This window comes from Leifsonia sp. T36S-04 (assembly GCF_042465655.1).
In the GTDB taxonomy this organism is placed as follows: Bacteria; Actinomycetota; Actinomycetes; order Actinomycetales; family Microbacteriaceae; genus Leifsonia.
In genome coordinates this window covers 829,304-841,461 of record NZ_CP146286.1, presented here as the reverse complement: position 1 = coordinate 841,461, position 12,158 = coordinate 829,304, and the positions used below count along the sequence as shown (strand labels likewise).

Annotated in this window: 14 protein-coding genes; 7 read left to right on the top strand and 7 right to left on the bottom strand. The window is 71.4% G+C overall.

All coding sequences use genetic code 11. From position 1 onward, the window contains the following. Positions 1-12: 12 nt before the first annotated feature. On the bottom strand, positions 13-300 hold the full coding sequence (locus P3F85_RS04165; RefSeq protein WP_374009992.1) for a hypothetical protein: 288 nt from the start codon (positions 298-300) through the stop codon (positions 13-15). Positions 301-462: 162 nt separating this feature from the next. On the opposite strand from P3F85_RS04165, the gene P3F85_RS04160 reads away from it, so the two are divergent. Together P3F85_RS04160 and P3F85_RS04155 are read left to right on the top strand one after the other, a co-directional pair. After that, a complete protein-coding gene (locus tag P3F85_RS04160) occupies positions 463-1,065 on the top strand; it encodes an NADPH-dependent FMN reductase (RefSeq protein ID WP_374009991.1) in 603 nt (200 codons plus the stop codon). Then, on the top strand, positions 1,062-1,517 hold the full coding sequence (locus P3F85_RS04155; RefSeq protein ID WP_374009990.1) for a hypothetical protein: 456 nt from the start codon (positions 1,062-1,064) through the stop codon (positions 1,515-1,517). Before P3F85_RS04160 ends, P3F85_RS04155 begins: the two co-directional genes overlap by 4 nt. A 133-nt stretch (positions 1,518-1,650) precedes the next feature. Here the strand turns inward: P3F85_RS04155 and P3F85_RS04150 are convergent, their stop codons facing one another. Then, positions 1,651-2,682, bottom strand: a complete 1,032-nt coding sequence (locus tag P3F85_RS04150; RefSeq protein WP_374009989.1) for an aldo/keto reductase — start codon at positions 2,680-2,682, stop codon at positions 1,651-1,653. 48 nt (positions 2,683-2,730) lie between these two features. Between P3F85_RS04150 and P3F85_RS04145 the strand changes: the two genes are divergently transcribed. Beyond that, a complete protein-coding gene (locus P3F85_RS04145; protein ID WP_374009988.1) occupies positions 2,731-3,237 on the top strand; it encodes a metallophosphoesterase in 507 nt (168 codons plus the stop codon). Between the two features lie 97 nt (positions 3,238-3,334). Here P3F85_RS04145 and P3F85_RS04140 read toward each other — a convergent pair whose 3' ends face one another. Continuing rightward, entirely contained in the window at positions 3,335-4,852 is a 1,518-nt protein-coding gene (locus tag P3F85_RS04140; RefSeq protein WP_374009987.1) for a methyltransferase, read from the bottom strand. An 83-nt stretch (positions 4,853-4,935) separates the two neighbouring features. On the opposite strand from P3F85_RS04140, the gene P3F85_RS04135 reads away from it, so the two are divergent. The 4 genes from P3F85_RS04135 (at position 4,936) to P3F85_RS04120 (ending at position 7,295) form a co-directional block, all read left to right on the top strand. Next, positions 4,936-5,220, top strand: a complete 285-nt coding sequence (locus P3F85_RS04135) for an acylphosphatase (RefSeq protein ID WP_374009986.1) — start codon at positions 4,936-4,938, stop codon at positions 5,218-5,220. A 131-nt stretch (positions 5,221-5,351) separates the two neighbouring features. Next, on the top strand, positions 5,352-6,245 hold the full coding sequence (locus tag P3F85_RS04130) for an aminodeoxychorismate lyase (protein WP_374009985.1): 894 nt from the start codon (positions 5,352-5,354) through the stop codon (positions 6,243-6,245). An 86-nt stretch (positions 6,246-6,331) separates the two neighbouring features. After that, on the top strand, positions 6,332-6,667 hold the full coding sequence (locus tag P3F85_RS04125) for a hypothetical protein (protein ID WP_374009984.1): 336 nt from the start codon (positions 6,332-6,334) through the stop codon (positions 6,665-6,667). Between the two features lie 13 nt (positions 6,668-6,680). Beyond that, positions 6,681-7,295, top strand: coding sequence for a dihydrofolate reductase family protein (locus P3F85_RS04120; protein ID WP_374009983.1), 615 nt, complete (start codon positions 6,681-6,683; stop codon positions 7,293-7,295). Here P3F85_RS04120 and P3F85_RS04115 read toward each other — a convergent pair. Genes P3F85_RS04115 through P3F85_RS04100 form a run of 4 tightly spaced genes read right to left on the bottom strand, consistent with a single transcriptional unit; the run spans position 7,273 to position 12,119 of the window. Beyond that, complete coding sequence (locus P3F85_RS04115; RefSeq protein WP_374009982.1) at positions 7,273-9,171, bottom strand: thioredoxin domain-containing protein; 1,899 nt, start codon at positions 9,169-9,171, stop codon at positions 7,273-7,275. The two genes, P3F85_RS04120 and P3F85_RS04115, sit on opposite strands and share 23 nt — an antisense overlap. A 45-nt stretch (positions 9,172-9,216) precedes the next feature. Further along, positions 9,217-9,627 carry a hypothetical protein gene (locus P3F85_RS04110; RefSeq protein WP_374009981.1) on the bottom strand — a complete coding sequence of 137 codons (411 nt, stop codon included), beginning with the start codon at positions 9,625-9,627 and terminating at the stop codon, positions 9,217-9,219. A gap of 58 nt (positions 9,628-9,685) precedes the next feature. Continuing rightward, positions 9,686-10,519 carry an aldo/keto reductase gene (locus P3F85_RS04105; RefSeq protein ID WP_374009980.1) on the bottom strand — a complete coding sequence of 278 codons (834 nt, stop codon included), beginning with the start codon at positions 10,517-10,519 and terminating at the stop codon, positions 9,686-9,688. 19 nt (positions 10,520-10,538) lie between these two features. Next, positions 10,539-12,119, bottom strand: coding sequence for a long-chain fatty acid--CoA ligase (locus P3F85_RS04100; protein ID WP_374009979.1), 1,581 nt, complete (start codon positions 12,117-12,119; stop codon positions 10,539-10,541). Positions 12,120-12,158: the final 39 nt, after the last annotated feature.

The following is a 12,158-nucleotide window of genomic DNA, read 5'->3' as shown; positions in this document are numbered from 1 at the left end:
CCGCCGACCACCTCAGTGGCCGGCGCGAGCCAGCTGCCGCTCCGGCACTTCCACAGGCTCCGGCGCACCCTTCTCCGCAGGCGTTGCGATGGGCAGAGCCGCCGGCGCGCCGGCCTCGACCGGCGCGGAAGCCCTAGCCGTATCCGTCGCCGTCGCCGCAGCCTCCGCCGTCCCCCGCCGGAGCAGGGACTGCAGCCACCGCCCGTGCTCGCGCACCCGCCGCGCCTGCTCGCGCTCCACCCGCAGGCGCTCCGACTCGCCCGTCCGCACCCGGAAGTCCACGTACTCGTCCAACAGCATGATCCCGTCCCCTCTTGCTTCGCCGCGCAGGTCGCGTCCGGCGATGACCTCAGACTGCTCGCTAAGGCATCCCGCAAACATCGGGAGGATGCCCTATTCCGGCCGCACGGGGTGCTTAAGCCGACGACGGGGGGCTTCACGCGCCCGGGAGCGCGGTGCACGATGGGCCTCATGGCAACGATCAACGAGCTCCAACCGCCTTACAAGGTCGGCTACTTCGTGGGGAGCCTCTCCACGCAATCGGTCAACCGCACGCTGTCGAAGGCCCTTCTCCAGCTGGCGCCCTCCGACCTGGTGTTCACCGAGATCCCGATCGGCGGTCTTCCGTTGTACAACCGCGACCTGGATGGCAATTTCCCCGCCGAGGCGCAGGAGTTCAAACGACTGATCGCCGAGCAGGATGCGCTCCTCTTCATCACGCCCGAGTACAACCGGTCGATTCCGGGCGCGCTGAAGAACGCGATCGACTGGGCGAGCCGTCCGTACGGCGAGAACGTGATCGCTCGCAAGGCGACGGCGGTCATCGGCGGTTCGCCCGGCCAGATCGGGACGGCGGTCGCGCAGCAGCAGCTGCGCAGCGTCCTGAGCTTCCTGCAGGCTCCGCAGATGAACGCGCCCGAGGCGTACATCTGGATGCGGCCCGGGCTCATCGAGGACGACGGCTCGGTCACCGACCCGGGGACCGAGGAGTTCCTCCGCGGCTACATGAACGCCTTCTTCGAGTACATCGAGCGCGTCCTGACGGTGGTGCCGCCGGCGCCGTGAAGCTGCAGGACGAGTCCGGCGCGCGTGCGGTCGAGCTCCGGCCCGCCGGGTGGCACGTGGACCCGGGTGGCGCCCGTGCAGACGGCGTCGACCCCGGGGACGCGCGCGTCGTCATGGCGGCGACCGTCGCGGACGACGGCCGCAGCTGGACCCTGTCGGACCCGTTCCTGACCGCGGCAGAAGTCCGCGACCTCGCCGCGTGGCTCGCGGGCCTCGCCGAGGACACCACCGCAGCTGCGGACGAGTGGACCGCGCTGACGTTCGACTCCGACGTGCTCTCGATGAGCGGGCACCGCATCCCGGGCGGCACGGTCGAACTGCGGATCGCGCTGCTCCGGATGCGTGGCAGCGGCCCCGGCACGACGGACGTCGTGGTCGGGCTGCGCGCGCCGCAGGCCGCCGTCACGTCCGCCGCCGGCGACCTCCTCCGCGAGCTCGCCGCGCTCCGCTAGCCGCCCGCCCGCCCCGCGCCCCCGCTCGCGTGGCCACGATTTGCGCCAAATCGCGGCTATCGCGTCCCCGAAACCCACGATTTGCGCCAAATCGCGGCTATCACCGCCGCATAACCGCGATTTGGCGCACATCTCACCGGCCGCCCTCGCGCTTGCGGTGACGCTGCTGCACCGCCTGCTCGCCGTACGGGTAGATGTCGGTGCGCGGCGCGCTCGCGTCGTCCAGCCGGGCGCGCTGCTCGTCGCTCAGCTCCACGTCCGCCGCGCCCAGGTTGTCATCGAGCTGCTCGACCGTGCGCGCGCCCAGGATGACGGAGGTCACCGCCGGACGGTCGCTCAGCCACCGCAGCGCGACCTGCGACGCCGACGCCCCCGTCTCCTCCGCCACCGCGTTGACGGCATCGATGATCTCCCACGTGCGCGGGTCGGCGTTCCGCGCCTCCCACGCCTCCATGCCGCGGGTCGGGTTCTCGCCCAGCCGGGTCGCGCCGGTCGGCGCCTCGTCGCGGCGGTACTTGCCGCTCAGCCAGCCACCCGCGAGCGGCGACCAGGGCAGCAGCCCGATGCCCGCATCCAGCGCCGCCGGCACCACCTCGTGCTCGATGCCGCGCACGATGAGGCTGTACTGGGGCTGCAGCGTCACCGGCGGCGCCCAGCCGTGGGCGCGGGCGACCTGGACGGCCTTCGTCAGCTGCCAGCCGAGGTAGTTCGAGAACCCGTAGTACGAGATCTTGCCCGCGCTGACGGCGTCGTCGAGGAACCGCAGCGTCTCCTCGATCGGCGTCAGCGCATCCCACGCGTGCATCTGGTAGAGGTCGATGTGCTCGACGCCGAGGCGGCGGAGGGATGCGTCGAGCGCCGTCCGCAGGTGCGCGCGCGACAGCCCGAGGTCGTTGGGGCCCTCGCCCATGGGGAAGCGACCCTTGGTCGCGATGACGACGTCGTCGCGACGGCCGGGGTTGCGGGAGAGCCAGCGTCCGATGATCGACTCCGATGCGCCCGCGGTGTACACGTCGGCGGTGTCGAGGAAGTTGCCTCCCGCCTCCAGATACCGTTCGATGATGGCGTGCGAGGCGGGCTCGTCGGCCTCCGCGCCGAAGGTCATCGTGCCGAGTGCGAACTCCGACACGATCGTTCCGCTGTTTCCGAGGTTGCGTAGATCCATACGCGCGAAAGTAGACCCGTCTCGCCGGTTTGCGTACTGTGTGCCTTCGTGAGGCTGCTCCTGATCTCGGATACGCACGTCCCGAAGCGCGCCCGCGCCCTGCCCGCGCAGGTGCTCGCCGAGGTGGAGGCGGCCGACGTGGTCATCCATGCGGGTGATTGGGTGGATGCAGCCACGCTCGACCTGCTGGAGCAGCGTTCGCGCCGCCTGGTCGGGGTGTGGGGCAACAACGACGGGCCCGAGCTGCGGTCGCGGCTGCCGGAGGTCGCGCGCGTCGAGCTTGCCGGCGTGCGGTTCGCCGTCGTGCACGAGACGGGTCCGGCGGCGGGACGCGAGGCGCGCGCCGACCGCGACCACCCCGACACGGACGTGCTCGTCTTCGGTCACTCGCACATCCCCTGGGACACGGTGTCACCCGGCGGCCTGCGCCTCCTGAACCCGGGCTCGCCCACCGACCGCAGGCGCCAGCCCGCCTGCACCTACCTCACTGCCGACGTGCAGGATGGCCGCCTCGGCCCGGTCACGCTGGTCCCCGTCCCCCGTCCCAGCGCCTGACCGTTCAGTTGACGCGACACGCCGTTCCCGGGATGGCAACGACGGCGTGTCGTGTCAAGTGGATGCTGCCGACGGATGCTGCCGGTCGGAGGCGGCGTCAGGCCCGCAGGAAGCCGTCCACCAGCATCCCGCGGACGCCCGCGAGCAGCTCGCGCCGCAGGGCGTCCGCATCCACCTCGAGCAGCTGGGCGAGCGCTGCCGTGATCGCGGCGACGCTGAGCTCGCCGTCGCACGCGCCGACCAGGGCCGCGAGCCCGGTATCCACCGACACCACCCTCCCGAACCCGCCGCCCTGCCGCAGCAGGATCGCGGTCGGTGCGTCGGCCCCCGGCCACAGGTGCCGCTCCTCCGTCACGTCGGGAGCGACGACCGGCCGCAGTCGCGACAGTTCCTCGTCGTCGAGCGCCGCCTGCAGATCGTGGGCGGCGAGCGCCTCGCCGAGGTGCACGCCGAGGCCGGCCTCGTTCGCGCCCAGAGAGGCGCGCAGCCGCTCGAAGCGACGCAGCGTCGGCACCCCGGTCGCCCGGCGCAGCAGGAGGTAGCCGAAGCCGACCGACCGCACGTCCCGCGACTCGAAATCCGTCAGCCAGGCGTCGAGCAGCCGCTCGAAGTCGGGGCTACCCGGGCGGGTGCCCCCGTCGCGGATCCACGTCTCGGCGTACCGTGCCGCATCCTCCACATCGCGCTCGATCACCCACGCGTCGAGCGGAGCCGGGGAGGCATCCCCCCAGCCGCGGACGCGCTCCAGCCCGTCGCCGGTGCCCCGGTACTCCCAGTTGCCGAGGAGCTGGGCGATCCCGCCCGCGGTCAAGTGCTCGCCGCATCCACGCACGAACGATTCGACCAGTGCGTCGCCGACCAGGCCGCCGTCGCGGTACTCGTAGGACGGCACACCCTCCGTCCGCGGCGTGATGACGAACGGCGGGTTGGACACGATGTGGTCGAACCGCTCGCCGTCGACCGGTTCGAACATGCTCCCGAGCCGCAGCTCCACGCCGTCGATCTCGTTGAGCGCCAGGTTGAGGGCGGCGAGCCGGAGGGCGCGCGGCGAGATGTCCGTGGCGACGACTCGGCGGGCGTGGCGGGCGGCGTGCATCGCCTGGATGCCGCATCCGGTGCCGAGGTCGAGCGCGCTCTCGACCGGCCTCTGCAGCATGAGTCCGGTGAGGGTGAGGGACGCGCCGCCGACGCCGAGCACGTGGTCCTCCGGGAGGGCGTGCCCGAGGGCGAGTTCGCCCAGGTCGGAGACGATCCACCACTCGGCCGGGCCGGCCGCATCCACGAAGGCGTAGGGGCGGAGGTCGACTGCGGGTGACACGACGCCTGAGCCGGTGTTGACGAGACCCAGCGACTCGGCGCCGTCGACTCCGAGCGCGGGAAACGCGGCCGTGGCGTCCGCGAGCGGGACCGGGCGAGAGAGCACGAACAGGCGGGCGAGCGTCGTCAGCGGGGTCCGTTCCCGCTGGGCCAGCGCCCGCTCGGCGGGAACACGCTGGCCGCGGTGCAGCGCATCCGCCGCCTCGTCGCCCCACAGCTCGGTCAGCGCGTCGACGGTGAGCCCGGCGGCGATGAGGTCGGAGCGGAGATCGGGGATGCGGTCGGCGGGTTCGCTCATGCGTCCATTCAAACAGGGGTGCGTGCGACCCGCCGCGATCGGCCGACCGGATGGGCCGCCGCGAAGGGGCCGACAGGAGCACAATGGGGGCTGTGATCCGCAGACGAGCGATCGTGACAGGGGACGTGCAGGGCGTCGGCTTCCGCTGGAGCGCCCGGGAGGCCGCGCAGCGCCTCGGCGTGACCGGATGGGCGCGCAACCGGCTGGACGGCAGCGTGGAGGCCGAGGTCGAGGGAGAGCCGGAGCAGGTCGAGCGGATGCTCGCCTGGCTGCGCACCGGGCCGCCCGGAGCCTCCGTCGAGTCCGTCACCGTCTCCGACACCGCCCCCCTCAACGACACGGCTTTCCGCATCCACGAAACCGCCTGACCCTCGCCCCCCCCACGCCGCAAGCCGCCGAGCACAGGAAAAATGCGCTCAGAACGGCCCAATCGGCGCAAAAATCCTGTGCTCGGCGGCTGGGCGGCCGGTGGAAGGCGAGACGCGGGCAGAATGGGGGGATGACACGCGCGACGCTGCTGACGATCAACACGCCCACCGGGACGGCCGAGGCCGGCGAGCCCGGCTACGCGGTGGCCGACTTCGACGCGCCGCAGGTGCGCATCACCGACCTCGCCGTGACCCGCGGCGACGGGGTCTTCGAGACGATCGCGGTCATCCACGGGCACCCTCAGGCGCTCGAACCGCACCTCGCGCGTCTCGCGCACTCGGCCGAGCTGCTCGACCTCCCGGCCCCGGCCCTCGACGTGTGGCGGGAGGCCGTGCGCGCGGGAGTCGCCGACTACCTGAACCGCAACGGCGACCTCGACGCGGAGCTCTTCGCGAAGCTCATCTACACCCGCGGCATCGAGGGTACCGGCCGCCCGAGCGGCTGGCTGTTCGTCGACCTCGGCGAGGACTTCTCGCAGGCCCGGCTCGGCATCCGCGTCGTCACCCTCGACCGCGGTCTGCGCCACGACGTGGCCGAGACCTCGCCGTGGCTGCTCGCCGGCGCCAAGACCCTCTCGTACGCGATCAACCGCGCCGCTCAGCGTGAGGCGGTGCGCCGCGGTGCCGACGACGTGCTGTTCGTCAGCAGCGACGGCTTCGCGCTGGAGGCCCCCACGTCGAACGTCGTCACACTCACCGATGGCGTGGTCCGCACCCCGAACACCGACCAGGGCATCCTCGCCGGGACGACGCAGGCAGCGGTCTTCGACTTCTTCGAGAGCCGCGGCCTCCGCACCGAGTTCGCTCCCCTCACGCTCGCCGAAGTGCAGGACGCCGACGCGATCTGGCTGGTCTCCAGCGTCCGTCAGGCCGCACCGGTCACGCACCTCGACGAGCGCGAGTACCCGGTGGATGCTGCGCTCACCGCCGACCTGAACGCGTACCTGCTGGCCCGCACCGAATGAGCGCCGGTCCCCGCCGGGCCGCCGGATTCGCAGGCGTCGGCGGCACCGCCTAGGCTGAATCCACTCCGGGGAAGGGTGGTGCGGGATTGAGTGACCAGGTTCGGCGCAGCATCGAGCTGCTGCGCCAGCAGGCCCGCGACGAACTGTCCGCGATCATCGAGCACCGCTGCCGTGCGGGCGAAGACCCGTGGCAGTTCATCCCCGACCTGCCGAGTGTCGACGAGCAGGTCGTCATCGGTCTGCGGGTCGGCGCGATCGAGCAGTTCGACCTCGCCGACGAGCAGTCGCGCGCGCATCATCCCTCCGCCGGCCGCGAGGTGTTCACCCGTTTCGAGTACGGGGTGCTGCGCCGGATCGCCCTGGAGCATCCCGAACTCAGCGAAGCCGTCTGGGGGATGCTCGACAAGGTCGAGCGCGCCTGACTACGCTTCGCGCATGGGAATCGTCACCGCGGACATCGGCATCTCGCTCGACGGCTTCGCCGCAGGGCCCAACCAGTCGCTGGAGAAGCCGATGGGCGACGGCGTCGACGGTCGGCTGCACACGTGGATGTTCGCCGAGCATGCCGATGCGCACAAGGCGGAGATCGAGGCGATCACCACTGCGGGCGCCTACGTCATGGGACGCAATATGTTCGGACCGGTCCGGCACGAGTGGCCGGCGCCCGGGGAGGAGTTCGGCGACTGGGAAGGCTGGTGGGGCGACGAACCGCCGTATCACGCGCCCGTCTTCGTGCTCACCCACTACCCCCGTGAGCCTTTGGAGCTGACGGGCACGACGTTCATCTTCGTGACGGACGGCATCCACGCGGCACTCGACCGGGCCCGCGAGCACGCCGGCGACGCGGACGTCTCCATCGCGGGCGGCGCCGAGACGCTGAACCAGGCGCTGTGGGCGGGGATCGTGGATGAGCTGCGACTGCACGTGGTTCCGCTCACGTTGGGCGCGGGCGAGCGCGTGTTCGACCGGGTCCCACCGCTCGACCTGGAGCTGGTGCGGGAGCGGGTGACGCCGGAGGTCGCGCACCTCACGTATCGCGTGCGGCGCTGAGCTCCTCGGGGCTGGTCGCGGGCAGGCGGCAGACGAAGTCGCGGCAGAGGTAGGCGGTCGGGAGGCCGCCGCGCGTGGTGCGCGCCTCGAACAGGTCGAAGCCGGCGGCCGCCAGTCCGGCGGCCTGCGACTCGGTCGCCACCGCGACGAGCGGCGCACGGTGCCTCCGCGCCGTCGCGACCAGCGCACCCTCCGGTGCGGGAGCGGCCGCGTCCGGGACCACGACGACGAGCTGCTCCGCTTCCGCCGCCAGCTGCGACATCAGCGCCAGCGACGTGCCGAACGCGCTCGGAACCTGCACCGCCTGGGCGGCGACCATCCGCATCCCCTCGCGCGCCGCACGCTCGTAGCGCCGCTCGCCCGTCATCAGGTAGAGCGTGTGCGCCGCGCGCGCCATGGAGGCGAGACCGGAGGGGTAGGCGCCCTCGGAGGGGTCGACGCGCACCGCGAGCCCGGTCGCCTCGAGCACCGGATCGCCGCCGCCGGGCGTCTCGAACGGGCAGGCGCCGTCGCCGGGGCCACCCGCAGCACCTGCCCCATCCGCGGCATCCAGACACAGATCGACCAGGTCGCGCGCCGCTGCAGCGACCGCCACATCGCCCGCGGCGAGCGCCAGCTCCAACAGCCCGGCGGCGAGCCCGCCGTAGTCCTCCAGCGTCGCGCCGGCATCCGACGTCCGGTCGCCCAGGGACGCCCGCAGCAGCGTGCCGTCCTCGCGGCGGTGCCGGCCGAGCACTGCATCCGCCGCCTCCCGCGCCGCCGCGATCCAGGCGGGGCGGTCCAGGATGCGCCCGGCGCGGGCCAGCGCGCCGATCGCGAAGCCGTTCCACCCGGTGAGCACCTTCTCGTCGAGGGGCGGCGGGTCCAGGCGGGCGCGCTCGGCCGGTGGCAGCGTGTAATACGTGCCTTCGACGCGGGCGCCGTCGATGGTGCTCTCCGAGTCCTGGGCGGACGCGAATCCACCGGACGGCCGTCGCAGCACGCCGAGAAGGAACGACGCCACACCGTCCGCGGTGCGCTCCGCCCACTCCGCACCCGTCTGCTGCCAGGCCCGCGCATAGGCGTCGAGCAGCAAAGCGTTGTCGTAGAGCATCCGCTCGTAGTGCGGTTCGCTCCAATCCCGTCGCGTGGCGTAGCGGAAGAAGCCGCCGTCGACCGCATCCCGCAGCGGCGACGCCGCCATCCGCTCCAGTGTCCGGGCTGCCAATTCGTGGCCGGATGACCGCGACAGGAGGAAGTCGAGGACGGGCGCGACCGGGAACTTCGGTGCCGTGCCGAAGCCGCCGAAGTCGGGATCCTCCGCCTCCGCGAGCTGCGCCACCGCGGCGTCCAGCGCCCTCTCGTCGGGCAGCTCGGCGACCGACGTCGCTGACTCCGCCGCCGCGGCGAGCGCCGCCGCGACTCTGTCCGCGTCCGACGCGACCTCCTCGCGCCGGGCGGTCCACGCATCCCACACCGCGTCGAGCACCTGGCGGAACGACGCCCGCCCGGCGACCGGCTGGGGCGGAAAGTAGGTCCCCGCGAAGAACGCACGGCCCTCCGGCGTAGCGAACACCGTGAGCGGCCACCCCAGGTTGCCGGTGAACGCGCTGGCGGCCGACAGGTACGCCGCATCGACGTCGGGATGCTCCTCCCGGTCGACCTTGATCGCGACGAACCTCTCGTTCAGCTCGGACGCCGTCGCCGGGTCGCTGAAGCTCTCCCGGGCCATGACGTGACACCAGTGGCAGGTCGCGTATCCGATCGACACCATGACCGGGACATTGCGCCGCCGGGCCTCGGCGAACGCCTCCGCACCCCACGGGAACCAGTCGACCGGGTTGTCCGCGTGCGCACGCAGGTAGGGACTGATCGCGTCCGCGAGCCGATTCGCCATGGGCTCACCCTACGACCGCGCCCCGGAAACGGAAGGCGGCTCGGCTCAGCCCGCGGAGTCCATGCCTTGGAGGCGGATGGAGGAGTTCAGGTAGAACGCGGCGAGCAGCGCGTAGCTCAGGCAGGCGATCGCCGGGATCATGGCATCCTCGGGGTCGCTCGCGAAGGCGCCGACCCCGGAGATGAAGGCCAGCACGGCGAGGAGGGCGCCGATCCAGAATCCCGCGGCGGGGCGTGCGGTCGCCCGCCACCAGGGCCGCGGGTCGGGACGGTTCTCCTCGGCGCCACGGAACGTGCGCACGCCGACGATCACGTACGCGATGTTCAGAACCGCGACGATCAGCACGTCGAACGTCGGGTTGACGACTCGCGCGATGAGGAAGACGTTGAGCACCAGGATCAGCGCGAAGACACCCACGATGTAGGTGATCTTCCCGGTGACCGACGTGATCCTCACGCGACGAGCCTAGCCCGGGGAGGCGACACGGATGCGCCGCCTCCCCCGGCCTCCCGGGTCAGTTGACTTCGTCCGGGTGGGCGCTGACGCGTCCCTCGCGCTCGAGTGAGCTGATCGCCGCGACCTCGTCGCCCGTGAGCTCGAAGTCGAAGACGTCGAAGTTCTCGGCCATGCGCTCGCGCCGGTTCGACTTCGGGAAGACGATGTTCCCGGTCTGCAGATGCCAGCGGATGACGACCTGCGCCGGCGTCTTGCCGTGCGCCTCGGCCGCCTGGGCGACCTCCGGCGTCTCGAACAGCGGGTACTTGCCCTGGCCGAGCGGGCCCCACGCCTCGATCTCGATGCCGTGCTCGCGCGCGAACGCGGTCACCTGCGGCTGCTGGTGCGCCGGGTGCAGTTCGATCTGGTTGACGGCGGGCACGACCGAGGTCTCGGCGAGCAGCTTCTGCAGGTGCGGCACCAGGAAGTTGGACACGCCGACCGCCTTGGCGCGACCCGACGCGTAGATCTTCTCGAGCGACTTCCACGCCTCCACGAAGGTGTCCTTCTGGGGCGTCGGCCAGTGGATGAGGTACAGATCCACGTAGTCGAGGCCCAGCTTGGCGAGCGACTCGTCGAAGGCGTTCTCGGCGTCGGTCTGGCGGTCGTTCCACAGCTTGGTGGTGACGAACAGCTCCTCGCGCGGGATGCCGGAGGCGGCGAGCGCCTGACCGACGCCCTCCTCGTTGCCGTAGATGGCGGCCGTGTCGATGTGGCGGTAGCCGACCTCGAGAGCGTCGGTGACGATCCGTGTCGTCTCGGCCGGATCGACCTTGAAGACGCCGAAACCGAGCTGCGGGATGGTCGTCCCATTGTTCAGGGTCAGAAGCGGAGTATTTGCGTTTGCAACCATATCCGCCACGGTACCAGCCTCAGGAGGTGGTCGCGGGCTCCCGCCGTTCCGCCTCGAACTGCGCCACCAGCTCGCGCTTCAGCACCTTGCCGCTCGGCCCCAGCGGCAGCACCTCCAGGATCTCCACCCGCCGCGGATACTTGTACGCCGCGACCTTCTCCCGCACGAACGCGACCAGCTCCTCCGCCGCGGCGTCGCCGCCCGGCATCAGGGTCACCGCCGCCATGATCTCCTGCCCGTGCGTCTCGTGCGCGACGCCGAACACGGCGACCATCGCGACCGCCGGATGCGTGGACAGCACCTCCTCGACCTCGCGCGGGTAGACGTTGTAGCCGTTGCGGACGATCATGTCCTTCTTGCGGTCGATGATCGTGATGTAGTCGTCGTCGCTCTTGGTGCCGAGGTCGCCGGTGCGGAACCAGCCGTCGACCACGGCCTCGGCGTTCGCCTCCGGCAGGTTCAGGTACCCCTTCATCAGGTTGTGCCCGCGCACGACGATCTCGCCGAGCTCGCCGCGGGGCAGCAGCTCGATGCGGTCGTCGGCCTCGGGGTCGGCGATCTCCACATCCACGCCCCAGATCGGCGTGCCCACGGTGCCGACGCGGGTCGGACGGCCGCGGTGGTTGAAGGAGGCGACAGGCGAGGTCTCCGTCAGGCCGTAGCCTTCGTGCACGTCGATGCCGTAGACCTCCTTCATCCGCTCGATGACGGCGACTGGGATGGCCGCGCCTCCGCTCATCCCGTAGCGGAGCGGCGGCCGGTCCGGATTCGACTTCGCGGCCTCCAGCAGCGCGATGTACATGGTGGGCACACCGGTCATGACCGTGCAGCCGTGCTCGTTGAGCAGCTGCAGCGCGGTTGCGCCGTCGAACTTGGGGACCAGCACGATGGCGGCGCCCGCCCGGAAGCCCATGTTCATGACGCAGGTCTGCCCGAAGGTGTGGAAGAGCGGCAGGCAGCCCAGGATGCGATCGGCCGGTTCGAGATCGAGCGTCCCGTTGAGCAACACGTTCACCTGCTCGACCAGCGAGAAGTGGCATCCCTCTGCGCCCTTCGGCTTGCCCGTCGTGCCGCTCGTGTAGAGGATCGTCGCCGTGTCGAGCGGCTCCCGCGGAACGTAGGTGTCGATGGGCTCCGCTGCGGCGGCGAGGTCTTCGAGCCGCGGGAACGGCGCCTGGTCGAGCATGTCATCCGGAACCAGCACCGACAGCGTCGGGATGCCGGCGAGCCCGGCACCGCGGGAGCCTTCGGCCAGCAGCGGCGCGGCGCAGATCAGCACCGAGGCGCCGGAGTCGCCGAGCACGAACGCGATCTCCTCCGCCTTCAGCAGAGCGTGGATGGGGACCACGACCCCGCCCAGCGCGAGCACGGCGTAGTACGCACGTGGGAAGTCGGGCACGTTCGGGAGCATCAGGGCGACCTTGTCGCCCGGCTCCACCCCCAGGTCCCGCAGCGCTCCCGCATACGATCGCGTCTGCTCCCACAGCTCGCCGTAGCGGATCTCGTGCCCGGCGAAGATCAGCGCGACGTTGTCGGGCTGCCGATGCGCCGTCTCCGCCAGGATGCTCGCGACCGACATGGTGGCATAGCCGTGACTCATGGGGTTCTCCTCGTCTTCGTCGACGTCGGACCCTGTTTT